The sequence below is a fragment of the Sphingomonas sp. HF-S4 genome (assembly GCF_032911445.1).
GTDB lineage: Bacteria > Pseudomonadota > Alphaproteobacteria > Sphingomonadales > Sphingomonadaceae > Sphingomonas > Sphingomonas agrestis.
In genome coordinates this window covers 2,700,142-2,719,620 of record NZ_JAWJEJ010000001.1, presented here as the reverse complement: position 1 = coordinate 2,719,620, position 19,479 = coordinate 2,700,142, and the positions used below count along the sequence as shown (strand labels likewise).

The 19,479-nt window shown below is 67.1% G+C and carries 24 protein-coding genes; 12 read left to right on the top strand and 12 right to left on the bottom strand.

The features are described from left to right. Nucleotides 1-124: 124 nt before the first annotated feature. On the bottom strand, nucleotides 125-2,677 hold the full coding sequence (gyrB, locus tag RZN05_RS12315) for a DNA topoisomerase (ATP-hydrolyzing) subunit B (protein ID WP_317226901.1): 2,553 nt from the start codon (nucleotides 2,675-2,677) through the stop codon (nucleotides 125-127). 175 nt (nucleotides 2,678-2,852) lie between these two features. Between gyrB and RZN05_RS12310 the strand changes: the two genes are divergently transcribed. Next, nucleotides 2,853-3,293 carry a hypothetical protein gene (locus RZN05_RS12310; RefSeq protein WP_317226900.1) on the top strand — a complete coding sequence of 147 codons (441 nt, stop codon included), beginning with the start codon at nucleotides 2,853-2,855 and terminating at the stop codon, nucleotides 3,291-3,293. Nucleotides 3,294-3,342: 49 nt separating this feature from the next. On the opposite strand, the gene RZN05_RS12305 is transcribed toward RZN05_RS12310, so the two are convergent. Together RZN05_RS12305 and recF are read right to left on the bottom strand one after the other, a co-directional pair. Next, nucleotides 3,343-3,702 (bottom strand): hypothetical protein, encoded by a 360-nt coding sequence (locus tag RZN05_RS12305; protein ID WP_317226899.1) that lies wholly within the window; start codon nucleotides 3,700-3,702, stop codon nucleotides 3,343-3,345. Then, the gene (gene recF / locus RZN05_RS12300) at nucleotides 3,699-4,886 is read right to left on the bottom strand and encodes a DNA replication/repair protein RecF (RefSeq protein ID WP_317226898.1); all 1,188 of its coding nucleotides are present in this window, start codon (nucleotides 4,884-4,886) and stop codon (nucleotides 3,699-3,701) included. Before recF ends, RZN05_RS12305 begins: the two co-directional genes overlap by 4 nt. Nucleotides 4,887-4,958: 72 nt before the next feature. Between recF and RZN05_RS12295 the strand changes: the two genes are divergently transcribed. Next, nucleotides 4,959-5,774, top strand: coding sequence for a hypothetical protein (locus RZN05_RS12295; RefSeq protein WP_317226897.1), 816 nt, complete (start codon nucleotides 4,959-4,961; stop codon nucleotides 5,772-5,774). Further along, nucleotides 5,774-6,484, top strand: a complete 711-nt coding sequence (locus RZN05_RS12290) for a hypothetical protein (protein ID WP_317226896.1) — start codon at nucleotides 5,774-5,776, stop codon at nucleotides 6,482-6,484. The genes RZN05_RS12295 and RZN05_RS12290 overlap by 1 nt, the downstream gene beginning before the upstream one ends. Nucleotides 6,485-6,551: 67 nt before the next feature. Here RZN05_RS12290 and RZN05_RS12285 read toward each other — a convergent pair whose 3' ends face one another. After that, on the bottom strand, nucleotides 6,552-7,313 hold the full coding sequence (locus tag RZN05_RS12285; RefSeq protein ID WP_317226895.1) for a Coq4 family protein: 762 nt from the start codon (nucleotides 7,311-7,313) through the stop codon (nucleotides 6,552-6,554). A gap of 115 nt (nucleotides 7,314-7,428) precedes the next feature. Between RZN05_RS12285 and RZN05_RS12280 the strand changes: the two genes are divergently transcribed. Continuing rightward, entirely contained in the window at nucleotides 7,429-7,773 is a 345-nt protein-coding gene (locus RZN05_RS12280; protein ID WP_317226894.1) for a hypothetical protein, read from the top strand. On the opposite strand, the gene RZN05_RS12275 is transcribed toward RZN05_RS12280, so the two are convergent. The 4 genes from RZN05_RS12275 to RZN05_RS12260 all read right to left on the bottom strand — a co-directional run bounded on the left by RZN05_RS12275 (nucleotide 7,774) and on the right by RZN05_RS12260 (nucleotide 10,643). Beyond that, a complete protein-coding gene (locus RZN05_RS12275) occupies nucleotides 7,774-7,926 on the bottom strand; it encodes a hypothetical protein (RefSeq protein WP_317226893.1) in 153 nt (50 codons plus the stop codon). Between the two features lie 103 nt (nucleotides 7,927-8,029). Continuing rightward, nucleotides 8,030-9,142: a DNA polymerase III subunit beta gene (dnaN, locus tag RZN05_RS12270; protein ID WP_317226892.1), complete on the bottom strand. Its 1,113-nt coding sequence runs from the start codon at nucleotides 9,140-9,142 to the stop codon at nucleotides 8,030-8,032. Between the two features lie 134 nt (nucleotides 9,143-9,276). After that, nucleotides 9,277-9,930, bottom strand: a complete 654-nt coding sequence (locus tag RZN05_RS12265) for an outer membrane protein (protein WP_317226891.1) — start codon at nucleotides 9,928-9,930, stop codon at nucleotides 9,277-9,279. Between the two features lie 152 nt (nucleotides 9,931-10,082). Next, nucleotides 10,083-10,643 (bottom strand): outer membrane protein, encoded by a 561-nt coding sequence (locus RZN05_RS12260; RefSeq protein ID WP_317226890.1) that lies wholly within the window; start codon nucleotides 10,641-10,643, stop codon nucleotides 10,083-10,085. A gap of 152 nt (nucleotides 10,644-10,795) precedes the next feature. On the opposite strand from RZN05_RS12260, the gene RZN05_RS12255 reads away from it, so the two are divergent. Both RZN05_RS12255 and RZN05_RS12250 read left to right on the top strand, forming a co-directional pair. Next, the gene (locus tag RZN05_RS12255; protein ID WP_317226889.1) at nucleotides 10,796-11,446 is read left to right on the top strand and encodes a histidine phosphatase family protein; all 651 of its coding nucleotides are present in this window, start codon (nucleotides 10,796-10,798) and stop codon (nucleotides 11,444-11,446) included. Further along, nucleotides 11,443-11,901 carry a hypothetical protein gene (locus RZN05_RS12250; protein ID WP_317226888.1) on the top strand — a complete coding sequence of 153 codons (459 nt, stop codon included), beginning with the start codon at nucleotides 11,443-11,445 and terminating at the stop codon, nucleotides 11,899-11,901. Before RZN05_RS12255 ends, RZN05_RS12250 begins: the two co-directional genes overlap by 4 nt. Nucleotides 11,902-11,986: 85 nt before the next feature. Here the strand turns inward: RZN05_RS12250 and RZN05_RS12245 are convergent, their stop codons facing one another. Next, entirely contained in the window at nucleotides 11,987-12,424 is a 438-nt protein-coding gene (locus tag RZN05_RS12245; protein WP_317226887.1) for a DUF4168 domain-containing protein, read from the bottom strand. Nucleotides 12,425-12,600: 176 nt separating this feature from the next. Here RZN05_RS12245 and rlmN point away from each other — a divergent pair, with 176 nt between their 5' ends. Next, the gene (gene rlmN, locus RZN05_RS12240; protein WP_317226886.1) at nucleotides 12,601-13,809 is read left to right on the top strand and encodes a 23S rRNA (adenine(2503)-C(2))-methyltransferase RlmN; all 1,209 of its coding nucleotides are present in this window, start codon (nucleotides 12,601-12,603) and stop codon (nucleotides 13,807-13,809) included. After that, on the top strand, nucleotides 13,806-14,708 hold the full coding sequence (locus RZN05_RS12235) for a hypothetical protein (protein ID WP_317226885.1): 903 nt from the start codon (nucleotides 13,806-13,808) through the stop codon (nucleotides 14,706-14,708). The genes rlmN and RZN05_RS12235 overlap by 4 nt, the downstream gene beginning before the upstream one ends. 34 nt (nucleotides 14,709-14,742) lie before the next feature. On the opposite strand, the gene RZN05_RS12230 is transcribed toward RZN05_RS12235, so the two are convergent. After that, nucleotides 14,743-15,381, bottom strand: coding sequence for a class I SAM-dependent methyltransferase (locus RZN05_RS12230; protein ID WP_317226884.1), 639 nt, complete (start codon nucleotides 15,379-15,381; stop codon nucleotides 14,743-14,745). 135 nt (nucleotides 15,382-15,516) lie between these two features. On the opposite strand from RZN05_RS12230, the gene RZN05_RS12225 reads away from it, so the two are divergent. The 4 genes from RZN05_RS12225 (at nucleotide 15,517) to RZN05_RS12210 (ending at nucleotide 19,039) form a co-directional block, all read left to right on the top strand. Further along, nucleotides 15,517-16,251: a sulfite exporter TauE/SafE family protein gene (locus RZN05_RS12225; protein ID WP_317226883.1), complete on the top strand. Its 735-nt coding sequence runs from the start codon at nucleotides 15,517-15,519 to the stop codon at nucleotides 16,249-16,251. Between the two features lie 17 nt (nucleotides 16,252-16,268). Continuing rightward, the gene (locus RZN05_RS12220; protein ID WP_317226882.1) at nucleotides 16,269-16,973 is read left to right on the top strand and encodes a cytochrome b/b6 domain-containing protein; all 705 of its coding nucleotides are present in this window, start codon (nucleotides 16,269-16,271) and stop codon (nucleotides 16,971-16,973) included. Then, nucleotides 16,970-17,701, top strand: coding sequence for a molybdopterin-binding protein (locus RZN05_RS12215; protein ID WP_317226881.1), 732 nt, complete (start codon nucleotides 16,970-16,972; stop codon nucleotides 17,699-17,701). Before RZN05_RS12220 ends, RZN05_RS12215 begins: the two co-directional genes overlap by 4 nt. Before the next feature lie 84 nt (nucleotides 17,702-17,785). Further along, on the top strand, nucleotides 17,786-19,039 hold the full coding sequence (locus tag RZN05_RS12210; RefSeq protein ID WP_317226880.1) for a cyclopropane-fatty-acyl-phospholipid synthase family protein: 1,254 nt from the start codon (nucleotides 17,786-17,788) through the stop codon (nucleotides 19,037-19,039). 3 nt (nucleotides 19,040-19,042) lie between these two features. Here RZN05_RS12210 and RZN05_RS12205 read toward each other — a convergent pair whose 3' ends face one another. Continuing rightward, complete coding sequence (locus RZN05_RS12205; protein WP_317226879.1) at nucleotides 19,043-19,324, bottom strand: DUF1801 domain-containing protein; 282 nt, start codon at nucleotides 19,322-19,324, stop codon at nucleotides 19,043-19,045. Next, entirely contained in the window at nucleotides 19,240-19,461 is a 222-nt protein-coding gene (locus tag RZN05_RS12200) for a hypothetical protein (RefSeq protein WP_317226878.1), read from the bottom strand. Before RZN05_RS12200 ends, RZN05_RS12205 begins: the two co-directional genes overlap by 85 nt. Between the last annotated feature and the right edge of the window lie 18 nt (nucleotides 19,462-19,479).

The following is a 19,479-nucleotide window of genomic DNA, read 5'->3' as shown; positions in this document are numbered from 1 at the left end:
GATCCGAAGGGCCGTCGCCAATGGCGGGACAGATCCGGCATTTTCCAGGGGCCTGCGGTTATGCAGGCAGCTTGGCTACTAGGCGCAGGCTGGGCCTGCGCCGTCCCTAAGTCGAGCGCGTCAATCAAACGTCCAGATTGGCGACGCTGAGCGCATTCTCCTGGATGAAGTCGCGGCGCGGCTCGACCACGTCGCCCATCAGCTGGGTGAAGATCGCGTCGGCGACGTCGGCCTGGTCGGCCTGGACCACCAGCATCGAGCGGTTCGCCGGATCGAGCGTGGTCTCCCAGAGCTGCTCGGCGTTCATTTCGCCGAGACCCTTGTAGCGCTGGATCGACAGCCCCTTGCGGCCCGCGGCGAGGATGCCGTCGAGCAGCTGGCTCGGCCGCGAGACCAGGGCTTCGCCCTTGCCGACGGTGACCGGCTCTTCGGCTTCCGATTCGCCCTCGAGCGCGGCCGCGGCCTCGATCTCGGTGGCGGGGATCGTCTTGGACGGGACCAGCTTGGAGGGAAGGAGGTAGCTCTCGGCCTGCTCGTTCGCCAGCGTGTGGAGCTTGCGCGCCTCGGCCGAGACGAGGAACGCCGCCTCGACGATGTGGTGATCGGTCACGCCGCGCCACAGCCGCTCGAAATGATAGCCGCCGTCCTCGGTGATCCGCGCGGACCAGCGCGCCTCGGGATCGGCGGCGTCGAGCCGGTTGACCGTGGTCTTGAGGCTGTCGCCGCGCGCCTCTCGCGACGCTTCGGGATCGAGCCCGCCGCCCAGCGCCAGCACTTCGATGATGTCGGCCGAATAGCGGCGCGGGACGTAGCGCATAAGGGTGCGCATCCGACGGGCATGCTCGACCAGCTCGCGCAGATCCTCGCCGCTGCGCAGCGCGCCCTGGGTGTCGAGCACGTTGCCGCCGACACCGGCGTCGACCAGATACTGGTCGAGCGCGCTATCGTCCTTGAGATAGACCTCCGAGCGGCCCTTGCTCGCCTTATAGAGCGGTGGCTGGGCGATATAGAGGTGCCCGTTGGTGATGATCTCGGGCATCTGGCGGTAGAAGAAGGTCAGCAGCAGCGTGCGGATGTGGGCGCCGTCGACGTCGGCGTCGGTCATGATGACGATCTTGTGGTAGCGCAGCTTCTCGATGTTGAAATCGTCGCGGATGCCGGTGCCGAGCGCGGTGATGATCGTGCCGATCTCGCGGCTGGCGAGCATCCGGTCGAAGCGCGCGCGCTCGACGTTGAGGATCTTGCCGCGCAGCGGGAGGATCGCCTGGAAGTGGCGGTCGCGGCCCTGCTTGGCCGAGCCGCCGGCCGAGTCACCCTCGACGAAGAACAGTTCGGACTTGGCGGGATCGCGCTCCTGGCAGTCGGCGAGCTTGCCGGGCAGCGAGGCGATGTCCATCACGCCCTTGCGCCGGGTGAGCTCGCGCGCCTTCTTGGCGGCCTCGCGCGCGGCGGCGGCATCGATCACCTTCTGGATGATCATCTTGGCGTTGGCGGGATTCTCCTCGAGCCATTCGGCGAGCTTGTCGGCCATCAGCGATTCGAGCGGCTGGCGGACTTCGGAGCTGACGAGCTTGTCCTTGGTCTGCGAGCTGAACTTGGGATCGGGCAGCTTGACCGAGACGATCGCGGTGAGGCCCTCGCGCATGTCGTCGCCGGTGAGGCTGACCTTCTCCTTCTTCAGCGCGCCCGACTTGTCGGCATAGCTATTGATCGTGCGGGTGAGCGCAGCGCGGAACGCCGCCAAGTGGGTGCCGCCGTCACGCTGCGGGATGTTGTTGGTGAAGCAGAGGACGTTCTCGTAATAGGAGTCGTTCCATTCGAGCGCGACGTCGATCGTCACGTCGTCACGGGTGCCCGAGATCGCGACGGGATCGGGCATCAGCGGCTGCTTGTTGCGATCGAGATACTTGACGAACGCGGCGATGCCGCCCTCGTAATATAGCTCGATTTCCTTGACTTCCTCATGCCGCGCGTCGCGCAGGAACAGGCGCACCCCGGAATTGAGGAACGCCAGCTCGCGATAGCGGTGCTCGAGCTTGTCGAAGTCGTATTCGATCTGGTTCTTGAAGGTGCCGCCGTCGCCAGGCGTCTTCTCGGTCGAGGCCATGAAGGTGACGCGCGTGCCCTTCTTGCCCTCAGCCTTGCCGATCACCTTGAGCGGGGCAGTGGCGTCGCCATAGGCGAAGCGCATGTAATGCTCCTCGCCGTCGCGCCAGATGTTGAGATCGAGCCACTCGCTGAGCGCATTGACCACCGAGACGCCGACGCCGTGAAGGCCGCCCGACACCTTGTACGCGTTGTCGTCGGACGTGTTCTCGAACTTACCGCCGGCATGGAGCTGGGTCATGATGACCTCGGCTGCCGACACGCCTTCCTCGGAGTGAATCCCCGTCGGGATGCCGCGGCCATTGTCCTCGACCGAAACCGAACCGTCGGCGTTCAACTGGATGATGATCTTGTCGCAATGCCCCGCGAGCGCCTCGTCGATCGCATTGTCCGAGACCTCGAACACCATGTGGTGGAGGCCCGAGCCGTCGTCGGTATCGCCGATATACATGCCGGGGCGCTTCCGCACCGCATCGAGGCCCTTGAGGACCTTGATGCTGTCGGCGCCATAGGCATTCGCGTTGGGGAGGTTTTCGGGAGTCTGGTCGTCGGTATTTGCCATGCCGAGCATATAGGGTCGGCGCCGGGGAAACGGAAGCAAAATGGGGCGCCGCGGCGCGGGCTTGCGGCGGGGTTGTATTGCGGCGGGCCGTGCACTGCGTGCGCCGGCGCCCTCAGCGGCGATTGCCTGGTGCGCTTTCGATAGCGAAGCTGCGTGGACTTCTCCATTTGATCGGGGATCGTGCGTGTATTCAGATTTGCTGCTCGCGTTTCTGTTTATGGGTGTGGCGGCGTCGACGCCGGCAGGGGCGAACGCGGAGCCGGCCAATCGCCGGGTGCAGCAAGCCTCGCGCCCCTGTTCCATGGACGCGCTTCCCGCCGCCGACAAGCAGCGCATGATCGCCGAATATCAGCGTCGGTACCGAGCGAAGGGCAAGGCAAGCGCGGACGCATGGGCACGGGAAGCGGGGAACCGCTTTCGGCGGCAACTGATCGCAGAGGGCGTATGCCCGCCGCTCGCCGACACAAGCAAGACGACGGCGCGCGGCAACGAACGCGGCAGCGATAGGCCGTTGGTCAACCGGCACGGCAAACCCTGCAAGAAAACCGGCGTGGAGAACCGGGTAGTCCCCGGCTTTGGCGGCGCGCCCATGACGATGGCGCTCGTTCCGGTTTGCAAGGACTGAGCGAGCCGGCGACCTGGAGCGAGATTGGGTCGCTGATGGTAGGGTCGCCCTACTGATAGCGCAGTGTCTTCTCGAAGCCTTCGTTCGCCTTGGTCATCTTGGCCAGCTTCCGGAGATGGCCGCGGACATGGCGTTCGAACCGTGTGTCGTCGTAGATGCCGGTCGCCTGATATTCATCCTGGGCGATCAGTTCCTTGAGCCGCTTGGCCAGCACGGCCTGGTCGGCGGTGCAGTCGGGCGCCTTGAGCGCGCGGCAGACCCATTCCTCGGCGGCCGCCTTGTCATAGTCGTCCTGGGCGTCATAGCCACGGCGGTCTGCTGCGGCCTGGTCGAGCCGTGATGCCTCGAAGCGGCGGTCGAGCCATTTGCGGACCTGTTCGCCGTCCCAGGGCTTTGGCGGTTGCGTCATGCTTGTCTCCTGGCCTCGTCGATCGTGCCGTGCGTGACCGTGTAGCGCGTCGCGCCGCCGGGCACCGCCTCGAACAGTTCGGGCTCGGTGCCGGTCATCCATACCTGGCCGCCGCCCGCCAGCCGCTCGAACAACGCCGCCCGCCGGCCCGGATCGAGATGCGCGGCGACTTCGTCGAGCAGGAGGATCGGCGCGCGGCCGACGCGGTCCGCGACGAGCTCGGCATGGGCGAGGACGAGGCCGAGCAGCAGCGCTTTCTGCTCGCCGGTCGAGCAGAGATGCGCGGGCTGGTGCTTGCCGAGATGCGTGACGAGCAGGTCGGCGCGGTGCGGCCCGGACAGGGTGCGGCCCGCGGCGGCATCGCGGCGGCGGCCGTCGCGCAGTTCTCGGGCCAGGGTGTCGGCATCGCCCTGCCAGCCCTCGATCGCCAGGCCGGCGCGGGCGAAGACGGTTTCGGGCTGGGCGGCGAGGCGTTCGGCAAGCGCGTTCACCGCATCGCGGCGCGCGGCGTCGATCGCCGCGCCATGCTCGGCCATGCGGGCTTCGAGCGCGGTGAGCCATTCGGGATCGGCGGGGGCGTCGTCGGCGAGGAGGCGGTTGCGCTGGCGCATCGCGGCTTCGTAGCGCGTCGAATGATGCGCGTGGCCGGGGGCGAGCGCGAGGGTGAGGCGATCGAGGAAGCGGCGGCGCTCGCCGGGGCCCTCGACGAACAGCCGGTCCATCGCCGGGGTGAGCCACAGCACCGTTACCCATTCGGCGAGCGCGGCGGCGGCGGCGGTGGCACCGTTGATCCGGACCAGCCGGCGCTCGGGCGCGTCGGGCTGGGTGCCGGTGCCGAGCGAGATAAGCCCCTCCCCTTCAGGGGAGGGGTTGGGGTGGGGACTGTCCGCAGGCGACAGGCTCGGTGAGACTGACAGGCCCCACCCCCAACCCCTCCCCTGAAGTGGAGGGGCTTGAAGAAGGTCAGCCGCCACGCCGAATCCGCCGGTGCCGCCTTGCCGCACCATCTCCGACAGCGGCGCCCGTCGCAGGCCGCGGCCGGGGGCGAGCAGCGAGACGGCTTCGAGCACGTTGGTCTTGCCCGCGCCGTTCTCGCCGGTGAGCACGACGAAGCCGGGCCCCGGCGCCAGCACGGCGTCGCGATGGTTGCGGAAATCGGTGAGGACGAGACGCGTGACGGCCATTTGCGGATGCTGTAGCGCAGCCCCTTGCCGCCGGACAGCGCTTCGCCGATGAAGGCCGCAAAAGGAGATTCCATGATCCGTATCTGCATCGCCGCTGCCGCGGCGCTCGCGCTTGCCGCCTGCTCGAAGGCACCCGAGGACACCACCGCGCGCTATACGCTGGGCGGCGGCGCGGGGACGATCACCGTCCAGGCGGCGGGCAACGGCAATGCCAAGGTCGAGGCCGGGCAGCAGCAGTTCATCCGCAACGACGGCAAGGACTATCTGATCCTCACCGATCCCAAGGGGCGCTACGCCGCCGGGCTCGACGACTTCATCGCCGTGATGGGCGAGATGATGAAGGAAAGCGGGATCAAGCCGATGGGGATGCCGCCGCAGGGCGAGTTCGACCTGACCAAGACGGGTGGCGAGACCGTCGCCGACGTGGCGGGCGAGGTGTGGAAGGTCGCCCCCAAGGGCGCGGCGCCGGCGCCGGCCGGCCCGGCGGCGCAGGAGACGTTCGAGGCGGTGATCAGCACCGACCCGGCCTATGCCAATATCGGCAAGGCGCTGTCGATGCAGACCAAGCTCGGCGCGGCGAGCTCCGAGCAGATCCAGGGCGGCAAGAGCAACCTTGAGAAGCGCGTCGAGGAAATGCTCGGCAAGGGCATGGTGCTGCGCTTCGCCGACGCGCTCAAGCTCGACAAGGTCGAGAAGGGTGCGATCGACGCCAAGGCGTTCGCACTGCCGACCGTGCTCGACAAGGCGGCGCTCAAGGCGCGGCTGAGCGCCGAGCGTGACCGGGCGCGCGCCGCCGCGGTGCCGCCGGTGCCGACGCCGAACGGCGATGCGCCCAAGGGGGCCGAGCCCAAGGCGGCCACGCCGGCCCCGGCGCCCAAGGCCAAGTGATGCGTCGGGCTCTCGCCGCGGCGCTGCTGTTTGCGCCGCTGCCGGCGGCGGCGGACATCACCGCGCACTATGAGATGGGCAAGGAGACGCTGTCGGTCGAAGTCGACGACAATGGCGACTATCGCGCCGAAGTGCCGGGCAAGGTGCTGCTGCTGCGCCGCGGCGGCACCGAATATGTCGCGATCTTCCAGGGCGACAAGCCGCTGGTGATCGAGCGCAAGGCGTTTCTCGGCCTAGCGGGCAAGATGGCGCTCGCCGGCAAGCCCCCGGCGGAGACCGACAAGCGCCCCGTGCTGGTCGCGCGGGGCGCCGAGGAACAGGTCGCCGGGCGGAGCGGCACGCTGTGGACGCTCAAGGTCGATACGCCGAAGGGCAACACGCTCGAGGCGGTGATGAACGCCGATCGCGATCTCGCGCCGGTCGGCGCGGTGTTCGCCGGGGTAGTCGATGCCGGGCTGGCGACGTTCGCGCCGATGATCCCGTCGCCCGACTTCGCGCCGCGGCTGCGCGAGATCTTCGCCAAGGGGACGCCGCTGCGGCTGGTGCTGGTGGAGTATCTGAAGCTGCGCTCGGTGAGCAAGGCCGAGATCGACGCGGCGCGGTTCGCGCTGCCGGGGCCGGTGATGGATCCGTCGGCGTTCGACGCGGCGATGTCGGCGCCTTCGTCGGACGCGGAAGAGGTGCCCGCCGAGCTGCCGCCTTTGCCTTAAACCGCATCGATCCGCAGCATCGCACTCCCCTCCCTTTCAGGGAGGGGAATTTAAGGTCGATACCGCGCTAGATTCCCGTCAGCCCCGCTTCGGCGAGGCTCGCCTGGGCGACGCGATAGGCCTTGGGCTGGGCGATGCCCAGCCGGCGTCGCGCGGCGTCGAGCGGCTCGGCGAGCAGCGCCTCGTAATCCTCGCCGTGGAGCCATCGCGCGGCCTTGCCGTGACGATAGCCCTCGATCACCGCGCGGAGGAAGTCGCGCTTGCCGGTGATGCGGAGGCTCTTGAGTGCGGCGCCCGAGGCGATGAACGCCCAGCCCAGCCCGCCGGTCTGGGCGTAGGAAAAGGCGACGAGGCACGCTTCGCCGAGATGCTCGTCGGCCTTGTAGCCGGTAAGGACGTGCCACAGATCGTGGATGTCGCGCTCGCGGCGGCCCATCCAGGCATAGGGGTGCTCGACTTCGAGCGCGTCGGCGCCGATCGCGTTGGTGCTGACTTCGGCGAGGCCCTTGGCCGAATAGCCGGTCGCGTCGAGGAAGCTGCGATAGGCACCGCCGACGGTGTCGGGCGCGAAGCCATCGATCCAGCTGCGGTCGGACAGCCGCTCGGCGAGTTCGAGACGCTGGTAGGCGAGCTTGCCGCCGCCGGGGACGGTGAGCAGTTTGCGGTAATTCTTCTGGGTGATGTCGCCGTTGAGCGCGCGCATGATGCGGAACACCTGCTCGGTATCGTCGCCGTTCGACAGCAGCCGGCGCAGCGCCGAAAGGGCGGTGCCCCATTGGCGCTTCATCGGGATGCCGGGGTTGAGCGGTTCCTGTGCCTGCGTCGCCATGATCTGCCTCGAGCTACTGACAATGGTGTAAATAGCAGGGTCGGCGCGGAAGTTCAACCGAGCCGCCGCAACGAAAGCCCGGCTTGCCCGTTGGCGGGCGGACAGGAGAGATACGATGCGTAGCGGGATGGTAGTAGCGGCGATGATGGGCCTAATGCTGGCGGGCTGCGGTCCGCAGACGCCCGAACAGGCGCGTATCGACAATATCCAGGACATGGCGGAGGCCGAGGCCGACGCGCTCGAATCCGCATCGAAAAACCAGATCGGCCAGATCGAGGCGCAGGCGGATACGATCGGCGCGCAGGCGGAAGTGGCGAAAGGCTATGAGGCCGAGCGGCTCAAGACCCGGGCGGAGGCGCTGCGCAAGGACGCCGAGATCATCGAGCGTCAGGCCAAGGCCAAGGTGCAGGCGGTACGGGATCGGGCACGCGCAGATGTCAGTGCGCTCAAGGCGCAATAACTACTGCAGCAGGCGCTTGCGAACGTCGGCGCGGCGCTCGAAGATCGAGGCCATTTCGAGGTGCAGCGCGCGGTCTCGGGCATTGGCCGCGCGCTCGGCCCGCTCGCGTTCCTCGCGCGCGCGGCGATCGTTGAAGGCTACCAGGGCTGCCATTCCGTGCATGACAACGCTGTACCACGGAACCCGCAAACAAAACCCTACGTATTGATGCGACTCGCGGTTTTACGTGGATAACTAGGACTCTATCCGCCGCGTTTTACACACGCATCGGCATCAGCACGTACAGCGCCGGCGAGCTGTCGTTCTCACGGATCAGCGTGGGCGCCGCGGCGTCGGCGAGGTGAACCTCGACCAAGTCGCCCTCGATCTGGCCGAGGATGTCCATGAGGTAGCGGCTGTTGAAACCGATCTCGAACGGCAGCGCGACATATTCGCCGGGCACTTCCTCGGCGGCCGCGCCATTTTCGGGGCTGGTGACCGAGAGGATGATCTTGTCGCGGTCGAGCGCCATCTTGACTGCGCGGGTCTTCTCGGTGGCGATCGTCGAGACGCGGTCGACGCCCTGCATGAAGCTCTTGGGGTCGATCTTGAGGATCTTGTCGTTCGCGGTCGGGATGACGCGGCTGTAATCGGGGAAGGTGCCGTCGATCAGCTTCGAGGTCAGGATCGCCTGGCCGAGATCGAAGCGGATCTTCGAGCCCGACAGCGACACCCCGACCGAACCGTCGACCTCGTCGAGCAGTTTCCGGAGCTCGGCGACGCACTTACGCGGCACGATCACGTCGGGCATGCCGTCGGCGCCATCGGGGCGCGCCACGGTGACGCGCGCGAGGCGGTGGCCGTCGGTCGCGGCGGCGCGGAGCAGCGGCTGGGCATCGTCGGTGACATGGAGGAAGATGCCGTTGAGATAATAGCGCGTCTCTTCGGTCGAGATCGCGAAGCGGGTCTTGTCGATGATCTGCTTGAGCGTTTCCGCGGGCAGCTCGAACGTCGTCGGCAGCTCGCCCTCGGCGATCATCGGGAAATCGTCGCGCGGCAGCGTCGCCAGCGTGAACTTGGCGCGGCCGGCATTGACCGTGATCCGGCCCTCGGCAGCGGCGAGCTCGACCTGCGAGCCCTCAGGAAGCTTGCGGACGATGTCGAACAGCGTGTGCGCCGAGACGGTGATCGCGCCGGGCTGGTCGACCGCAGCGGGGATCGTCTCGTCGATCTGGAGGTCGAGATCGGTGGCCATAAGCCGCATCGTGCCGCCGGCCTGTGCTTCGATCAGCACGTTCGACAGGATCGGGATGGTGTTGCGCCGTTCGACCACGGACTGGACGTGGCTGAGGCCCCTCAACAGAGTTGCGCGTTCGATCGTCGCCTTCATCACTCAAAACCCCCGGTGCCGCGCACGAATCCGGGCGCTGGCGAATTGGCTCGGATATAGTGTCTAACGGCAAAAAGGGCCGGGGCAAGCGCCCCGACCCTCCTTTTGCACACCAAAATGGTGCGGCGCGGTCCTCAGAAGCGGAAGCCGACGCCCGCAACGACCTGGTGACGGTCGGTGTCGACGTCGAACGTGTCGGTCACCGTGCCGTTGGCGAACTGGAAGTCCGCATTGGTGTAGTTCGAATAGCGATATTCGACCTTGGCATAGGTGTTGCGGCCGATCGACTTCTCGACGCCCGCACCCACGCGCCAGCCGTCGAGCTGGAAGTTCTCGTCGCGGGTGGTGGTGCCGTTGTCGGCGGTCACGTTGAGGCGGGCATTGGTGTAGCCGCCCTTGGCGTAGACGAGCGTGCCGGGGGCCGCTTCGAAGCCGAGGCGCGCGCCGACATAGATGTCGCGGCCGGCCTTGACGCGGCCATAGCCGAAGTAATTGGGATCGCTGGTGTCGGTGGTGACCTTGGCGGTCGAGCCGCTGAACTCGCCCTCGATGCCGAGGATCGCGCCACCGAGCGGGATGTCATAGCCCGCCTCGACGCCGTACAGCGCGCCTTCGATGCTCTGGTCGTCACCCTGGATACGCGAATTCTCGCTGTCGCCGGGACGGACGATATCGAGACCGCCGACCACGCCGACGCGGAAACCACCGGGGGCCGAATCCTGCGCAAACGCAGGGGCGGCCAGTGCCGACGAGGCGGCGAGGGCGGCGACGAAAACAAGCTTACGCATAACTACTCCTTGGGAAACCGGCTCGCTTGTTCGAACGAGCCGGGGCTTAACTAGGGATGCGAGTCCGCAGTTGCATGAACCTCACATAAACAACGCAAAGCGTGGTATTTGGGCAACACGGGGTTGAACCTTCCGCGGCCCCTACCAAGGCTTCAGAAGCGGACGCCGAGCCCGCCCACCACCTGGTGCCGCGCGCCGCCGCCATAGTCGCTGTAGCGATATTCGCTCTTGAGATAGGCCCTGCCGCCCAGCCTGTACTCGGCGCCGGCGCCGAGCCTGTACCCGCCATCCGTGCCGCTGCCGTCGTAATTGGTGGTGGGCGAACTATAGGCCACATGGGTGCGCAGGTTGGTGTAGCCTGCCTTCGCGTAGATCAGCGTGTTGGGGGACGCGACGAAGCCCAGGCGCCCGCCGACATAGAGGTCACGGCCCACTTCCCCCTTGAAGCGCGTGTCGGGCGTGATGCGGCTATCGTCCTTGAGGGTTGACCCGGTGATCTCGCCCTCGATGCCGAACACGGTTCTGCCGCGCTGGACGTCGTATCCGATCGCGCCGCCATAGGTGACGCCGTCCTTCATGTCGCCACCAGGCACGTTGGCGTGATCCCAGCCGGCGATAGCCTCGGCGCGCGGACCGGCAAAGCGCGTGTCCTGGGCCAACGCCGGCGTAGCGGCGGCGGTCGCGGTCAGGGTGGCGAGAATGAGGTTGCGCATGCAGGTCTCCTTATTGAACACGCCCCAAAGACGGAGCGGGTGTCCTGCTGTCGTAACGCACCTGTTCGTTGCCTGAACGAAACGAGGCAAAATCGCGGCGCGCCGCATTTCGGCCATTGCCTTTGGCCCGCGGAGACGCTGAGGAAGGGGCCATGCCAGCAAGCCAGCGTCAGGGTCGCGACTTCATCGCCCGTCACGGCGAGACCGTGTTCAACATCGCCAAGCGGATGCAGGGCGATCATCCGCACACGCCGCTCACCCGCGCGGGCTTCGCCCAGGCCGATGCGATGGGAGCGGCGTTGCGCGAAGTGCTGGGACGGAAACCGAAGCTGACTTTATGGTCGTCGAGCGCGGGCCGCGCGCTTCAGACGCTGGCGATCATCGCCGAGCATCTCCAGCTCGACTGGCACCAGACGCGCACCGACGACCGCCTGGTCGAGATCGGCATGGGGCGCTGGAGCGGGCGCTATTATGCCGATCTCCACGACGAGATCGGCCCCTTCCTCGATCTCGAGCACGGGCTCTACACGCGTCCGCCCGAAGGGGGCGAATGGTATGACGCGATCGCCACGCGCGTCTCGGGCTGGCTCGCCGACACCGACGACGATCCCGGCGACCGGCTCGTCATCATGCACGGCATGTCGAGCCGCATCCTCCGCGGCGTTATGACCGGCAAGGACGTGATGCCGCAGTTCGGCGCGCCGGTGGCGCCCGACCTGCCGCAGGGATCGATCGTGCGGATCGAACGGGGCGTGGAAACCCTGGTCCATCGCGGCACCGGCCGCGGCGCGGCGCCGGCATGATCGGCCTCGCGCTGCTGCTGGCGATGCTGCCGCGCGACGCGCTGGGCACCTATGGCGGCTGGGGGGCGTTTCGTGATCCCTCGCCGTTACGCTGCTTCGCGATCGCCCGGCCGGTCGAGCGGGGACGGGGCGCGCCGTTCGCCAGCATCGCCAACTGGCCCGGGCAGGGAGTGCGCAACCAGCTCCATATCCGTCTGAGCCGTGCCCGCTCGCCCAATGCGCGGGTGACCCTGTCGATCGGCGAGCGTCGCTTCGAGCTGCGCGCCGGCGATGCCGACGCCTGGGCGCCGGACGCACGCACTGATGCCGCGGTCGTCGCCGCGATCCGCGACGGGCGCAGCATGAGCGTCGAGACGGTCGCGGTGAACGGTGCCGCCTTCGCCGACAGCTATGCGCTCAAGGGCGCGGCGACCGCGATCGATGCGGCGGCCTTGGGGTGCGCGGGGCGGCGTTGACGTAAAAAATCCTCCCGACGCAGGGGAGGATCGATCGGGCAAGCCCGCCGGGCGGCGATCGCACCGCCGCCCGCGAGTCCATCAGTTAAGGCGTCGGTGCTGCTGCGCCGGCTGCCGGTGCCTGCGTCGCCGCGGCGTCCTGAATGCGCTTGTTGAGCGCGGTGTCCGACTGCATCGCCTGGGCGATTTCGTTGAAGCGTGCGGGCGGGAGGCCCGACGCGGTGATTGCCTCGACCATCTTGGCGTTCTTGTCCGCCTCGGGAACGGTCGCGTCCGAACGAATCTTGGCCGCTGCGACCGCGGCAGTCGCGAACTGCGTGACTTCGGTGTCGCTCACCGTCGTCGCCGCGGTGCCCGAGCCAGTGGTGCCGGTCGGCGCCGACGGATCGGTTGCCGTGCCGGTCTGTGTCGACGGATCCGCGCTGGTCGGCGGCGCCGGGCTCGTGGTCTGCGCGTCCTGCGCGAAGGCTGCGGGCGCGGCAAACAGCGCCGCAGTGATCAGCATCGAATTGCGAAGCTTCATGGGTTACTCCAGTTGTTACGCCCCTGTTGAACGCAAGCTGGGCGGTCCTGTATCCAAGTGACAACCCGTTCCGCGGTGCAGCGTTTGATTCGCGCGACAGGCATGGCGGACCCGTTTGATTCCAGCGCCGGGCCGAGGGTGTGGAAAAGCCGCGCGAAATCGACTACATGGCGGCCATGCAGACAGAGTCGGCCGCCCTCATGCCCATTCCGGGGCACATCGATCCCGTGCCCGTTCCGCGCGAATTCAAGCCGCGCGCCGATGGCCGCATCGACCTGCTCGGCCTGTCCAAGGCCGATCTGCGCATGGCGCTGGAGACCGCGCAGCTCGAGCCCAAGCAGGCCAAGCTGCGCGCAAAGCAGCTGTGGCACTGGATCTACAATCGTGGCGTTACCGATTTTTCGCTGATGACCGACATCTCCAAGGCGATGCAGCCCTGGCTCGCACAGCGCTTCGTGATCTCGCGACCCGAAGTGGTCGAGGCGCAGGTCTCGACCGACGGCACGCGGAAGTGGCTGCTGCGCTCGGACGACGGCCAGGATTACGAGATGGTCTTCATCCCAGACGCGGACCGCGGGACGCTCTGCGTATCGTCGCAGGTCGGCTGCACGCTCAATTGCCGCTTCTGCCACACCGGCACGATGCGGCTGGTCCGCAACCTGACGCCCGCCGAGATCGTCGGGCAGGTGATGCTTGCGCGCGACGGCCTGGGCGAATGGCCGAGCCAGCCCGAGGGCCGCATGCTCACCAACATCGTGATGATGGGAATGGGCGAGCCGCTCTACAATTTCGACCAGGTCCGCGATGCGCTCCATATCGTGATGGATGGCGACGGGCTGGCGCTGTCGAAGCGGCGGATCACGCTCAGCACCTCCGGCGTCGTCCCGATGATGGCGCGCGCCGGGGAGGAGATCGGGGTGAACCTCGCCGTGTCGCTGCATGCGGTGACCAAGGAAGTGCGCGACGAGATCGTGCCGTTGAACCGCAAATACGGGATCGAGGAGCTGCTCCAGGCCTGCGCCGACTATCCCGGCGCCAACAACGCGCGGCGGATCACGTTCGAATATGTGATGCTCAAGGACAAGAACGACAGCGACGAAGAGGCGCGCGAGCTGGTCCGGCTGATCAAGAAGTACAAGCTGCCGGCCAAGGTGAACCTGATCCCGTTCAACCCCTGGCCCGGCGCGCCCTACGAATGCTCCGCGCCCGAGCGGATCCGCGCGTTCTCGTCGATCCTGTTCGAGGCGGGCTATTCGGCCCCGGTGCGCACCCCGCGCGGACGCGACATCGATGCGGCGTGCGGGCAATTGAAGACCGCGTCGGAGAAGAAGAGCCGCGCCGAGCTCGACCGGCTGGCCGAGGAAAAGCAGGCGGCGCTCGGATGAGCTTGTCCCTGGATGCGGCGCTGGCGGCGCTGCGCAACCTCCAGGCCACGCTCAATGAAGCCGCTGCCGAAGGCCAGGAAGTGGAAGAGGGCGACCATGCCGACTGGCTGGCCCAGCGCCTGCTCGAACCCGACCATTGCTCGCGGCTTTCCGTTGCCGATCTGGGAGGCGCGCTGGCGGTGGAGTATCGCGGTTCGGAATATGAAGGCTGGAGCGAGTTCCTCGACCTGCTCGGCCGCCCCGGCATCGCGCCGCATCTCGTCCAGCTGCGCATTTCAGGGCCTGACGAAGGCGCCAACGGCCTGAAGGAATGGGATTTCGCCCCGCTGATCGCCGCCCGGCCTGATTTCTCGGGGTTGCGTGCCTTCCAGGTGGCGATTTCCGATCCAGGCGACCATAATCAGGCCTGCATCGCCGACGACCAGCTTCCAACGCTGATCGCGCGCATGCCGGCACTGCGCACGTTGGAACTGCCCCAGGCCCCCGAGCCGGACTTCTTCGCGCTCGACCTGCCCCAGCTTAAGCGCATCCGTACCGGCGGCGACTGGCGCACGCGCGGCTTTATCGGCCATCTAGCCGAGGCCACGCGCCTGCCGGCGTTGGGCTTCATCGACTTCACCGATTCGAGTGCGCCCTTCCTGTCGCTCACGCCGGCGGAAACGCCCGAATGGGATTCGACGCCCTTTGCGGAGTACGAGCGGCTTTTTCGCTCGCCGGTGCTGGAGCGGGCCTGGGGCATCCGTCTGCGCAATGCTCGCCTCACCGAGGCGGAATATCGGGCGCTCTCCGCGATCCGGCCGAAATGCCAGTTCAGCGTCGTGATAGAGCCGCCGCACGTCTATGTTTCGCACTGGGGGACCACGGACTTCCCCTATAGTCACCTGCTGCCGTTCGGCTGAAATACGTCTCGGCGAGCGCCAGGCGAGCGGAGATTTATCCGCGGTGCTCGATTTCACCGGCATGGCCCTCGCCGGGGCCAAGACCCCTAGTCAACACGAGCCAGGTCCAATGAACGCCTTCCGCGCGGCTCTCGGCGTGCACCGCTTCGGCCTCGGCGCGGTGGGTCAGGGCGAAGCCTGCCGCCGCTGCCAGCGCGATCGTCTCTTCTGGCGGAGTCGGGAGGGCGTGGCGCCCGGGGCCGTGGCGCAGCGACAGGACCAGCCGCCCGCCGGGCGCGGACGCCGAGGCGAGTACAGGCATCGCGCGGGCACGCTCGGCGGTGTCGAGGTGGTGCCACACCGCGCACAGGACGATCAGGTCGAACGGCGCGTACGCGTCTAGTCCCGCCAGTTCGGGAAGCCGGTCGTCGAGCCATTCGATGTCGTTGCCGTGCAGCTTCATCCCCGCCTCGCGCAGTTCGCGCACCGGCTCGACGGCGAGGACGCGATGGCCTTGCGCGGCAAACCAGGCTGCGTCGCGCCCGGTGCCGGCGCCGATTTCGGCGATGCGGGCGGGATCTCCCGGAAGGAAATCGCGGACCGACGCGTAGATCCGCTCGGGCGGAAGCGCGTCGTAGCCGGCGATCATTTCCGGGGTCGCCGCCGCGGCATAGCTGGCCAGTACGTCGTTCATTCGAAATCTCTAGCGTTCGCGCTGCGCTTGTCGAAGCACCGTTCTTTCTTCCCACTGCGGAAAAATGAAGTACGGCCCTTCGACAAGCTCAGGGCGAACGGGGTTAGGCTGGTTCTCGATCTTCCATCCATTGCGTTGGCCGCCGGGGCAGGCGTGCTTGGCGGCGCGATGAATGCGCTTGCCGGGGGCGGCACCTTTGCGACGCTCCCCGCACTGATCGCGCTCGGGCTGCCGGCCAATATCGCCAACGCCACCTCGAACGTCGCGCTGCTCCCCGGCGCCGCGACCAGCGCCTGGGCGTATCGCGACGAGCTCGGGCCGGTCGCCGGGCTGTCGGTCAGGCTGCTTGCGGCGATCACCTTCGCCTTCGGATTGATCGGCAGCCTGCTGCTCGTACGCACGCCGACCGAGACGTTCGACGTGCTCATCCCCTGGCTGCTGCTGTTCGCCTTCGTGGTGATGGTGTTCGGCAAGCGCGCCGCCGACTGGCTCCACGCCCGCGTCACGATCGGCCGGCCGGCGTTGCTCGTCGCCCAGGCGTTTCTTGGAATCTATGGCGGTTATTTCGGCGGCGGGGTGGGGCTGATCACCACGGCGGTCTATGGCCTGCTCGCCAACATTCGTCCGCGCGAACTGTTCGCGATCCGCACGCTGATGCTTGCAGTCGCCAATTTCGCCGCGGCGTTCATCTTCATCGGCTTTGCGATGGTGTGGTGGTGGGCGTGCCTGCCGATGCTGTTTGGGTCGATCCTGGGCGGCTGGCTGGGCGCGGTGATCGGCAAGAAGCTGTCGCCTGGCGCGGTGCGGGTGTGGACCTTACTCGTCACCGGCGCGACCACGCTCGTCTTCTTCGTGCGTGCCTACGGATGATACGCTAAAGGGGCGGGATGGATGCCTCGTCCACGCCCCGCATTGTCTATCGGCACCGGCTGTTCACGCGGCTGTGGCACTGGCTCAATGCGCTGGCCGTGCTGATCCTGATCCCGAGCGGGCTGATGATCTTCAACGCGCATCCCAGGCTCTATTGGGGGCATTTCGGCGCCAATTTCGACCATGCCTGGCTTGAGCTGCCGCGCTTTCCCGGCTGGGTGACGATCCCGAGCTATTACAGCCTGTCGGGCGCGCGGCACTGGCATCTGTTCTTCGCTCTGGTGCTTGGGTTCGGGCTGCTGGCGTACATGATCGCCAGCCTGGTCAACCGCCATTTCCAGCGCGATCTGCGGATCCGCGGCCGGGAGTTGAGGCCGCGTGCGCTGTGGAACGACTTCAAGGCGCATCTTGCGTTGCGCTTCCACGATCCCGAGGCGCCGGCCGCGTACAACATCTTCCAGAAGCTGAGTTACGCCTTCGTCATCTTCGTCCTGATCCCGCTGCTGATCGTCTCCGGCCTCGCACTGTCGCCGGGGATGTGGCCGTGGCTGGCCGATCTGTTTGGCGGGCGGCAATCGGCGCGCTCGGTGCATTTCATCGCGATGGCGGGGATGACCCTGTTCCTGGTCGTCCATCTCGCGCTGGTGATCCTCGCCGGGCCGTTCAACGAAGTGCGCGCGATGGTCACCGGCTGGTGGCGCGTGCCCGAGGACGAGGCATGATCACGCGCCGCACCCTGATCGTCGGCACCGGAGCCAGCCTGCTCACCGGCTGCGATTCGCTTACCAACAGCCCCACCTTGCTCAGCGCGGAGGACGCGCATCGCTTCCTCCAACGCTCGGTCACCGGCCGGGCGGGGCTCGCGCGTCAGTTTCGTCCCGAGCAGCGCAGCCCGATCTTCCGCGTCAACGGCACGCACCATCCCAACACGCCCGAATATAACGCGCACGCCAACAATCGCTTCGTCGACTGGCGGTTGCGCGTCGACGGGCTGGTGGCGCGACCCCTGAGCCTCAGCCTTGCGCAGATCCAGACGATGCCGCAGCGCGCGCAGATCACGCGGCACGACTGCGTCGAGGGTTGGAGCGCGATCGGCAAGTGGCAGGGCCCGCGGCTCGAGACGATCCTCCAGCTCGCCGGGATACGCGACACCGCGCGCTACCTCGTCTTCCACTGCGCCGATCGCTTGGGCAGCCAGCCTTATTACGAATCGATCGACCTGATCGACGCCTTCCACCCGCAGACGATCCTCGCCTGGTCGATGAACGATGCGACGCTCTCGGTCGGCCACGGCGCGCCGGTGCGGCTGCGCGTCGAGCGCCAGCTCGGCTACAAGCATGCCAAATACGTCATGCGGATCGAAGCGGTCGCCAGCCTCGCCGGGATCGGGGCAGGCAAGGGTGGCTATTGGGAGGATTCGAACGGCTACGAATGGTATGCCGGGATATGAGTCGGAAACCTTTTTCCGCATTGCAGAAAGTCGTTACGCACCTAGGTTAAGACGCGGGTGGGGCTGTTTTGTGTGGAACGGTCTATGGCGTTGATCGACGGTTTTTTCGCGCGCGCGGTGAAGCGCGGCCAGCTTGTGGTGTATCATGCGGACGGATCGAGCCGCAGCTTTGGCGAACCCGATCCCGACATCAACCCCGTCACGATCCGCTTCGGACCCGGTGCCGCCGGCGCGATTATGCGCGATCCCGCGCTCGGCGCGGCAGAGGCCTTCATGGACGGCCGGCTGACGATCGAACAGGGCGACATCCTCGACCTGCTCGTGCTGATGACCAGCAACAATCGCTGGGAGGACGCCACGGCGGCGCTCGACCCCAAGCCGCTCGCCCGGCTGGCCAACGCCGTCGCGCACAGGATCGGGCGCTACAACATGGCGCGCAAGGCCAAGCGCAACGTCGCGCATCATTACGATCTGTCGCGCCGGCTCTACGATCTCTTCCTCGATGCCGACCGCCAATATAGCTGCGCGTATTATACCGACCCCGCCAACCCGCTCGAACGGGCCCAGCTCGACAAGAAGGCGCATATCGTCGCCAAGCTGGCGATCCAGCCGGGGATGCGCGTGCTCGACATCGGCTGCGGCTGGGGCGGGATGGCGCTCTACATCCACGAGAAGACCGGTGCCGAAGTGGTCGGGGTCACGCTCTCGGAAGAGCAGCTCAAGGTCGCGCGCGAGCGCGCCGCCGAGCGCGGCGTCCACGGCAAGGTGCGCTTCGAACTGATCGACTATCGCGCCGTGACGGGACAGTTCGACCGGATCGTCTCGGTGGGGATGTTCGAGCATGTCGGCACCCCGCAATATCGCACCTTTTTCCGGAAAGTCCGCGAGCTGCTGACGCCCGAAGGAGTGATGCTGCTCCACACGATCGGCCGCGCGGGCGCGCCGGGCGTCACCGATGCCTTTACGCTCAAGTACATCTTCCCCGGCGGCTATATCCCGGCACTCTCGGAGATCGTCCGCGGCTATGAGGGGCTGCGCATCTTCCCGACCGACGTGGAAGTGCTGCGGCTGCATTATGCGCATACGCTCAAGGCCTGGTATGACCGTACCGTCGCCGCGAAGGACGAGATCGTCGCGCTGTACGACGAGCGCTTCTTCCGGATGTGGACCTTCTACCTTGCCGGTTCGTACGTCGCGTTCGTCAATGGCGGGCTGGTCAATTACCAGCTCCAGCTCTCGCGCTCGCGCACGGCCCTGCCGATCACGCGGGATTATATGATCGAGGGGGAAGCGGCGTTGCGCGAGGACGGGCCGGAATTGATGCGCGAGGCCGGCTAACCGTCACCCCGGATAGCGCGCGTCCATCGAGGCGAGCTGGTCGCGGACAAGCTCCTCGAGCACGGCCATGTCTACATCGGCGAGCTTCTTGATGTAGAGGCAGGACTTGCCGGTCTTATGCTTGCCGAGCCGGGCGAGCAGCGCTGCCTGCCTGGGCGAACCATCGAGCACATAGAGCACCAGCTCGGGCTTGCGCGGACTTAATCCCAGCCGGCACATCTCGCCTGCATGGCCGCTGTCGTAGCGATAGTGATAGCGGCCGAAGCCGACGATCGAGGGTCCCACATCGCCGCAGGCTCGCCGCTCACCCGCGCCATCAGCGCCGCGAGCGCCTGGGCGTCGGCGCGGCGGACGGGGTCGGGGACCGCGTCGACAAAGGCCTCGGCGCTGATCTGGGTCGGCTTGGTCTTGCGTTCGGCCATGGCGCCCTCCCGCGAACG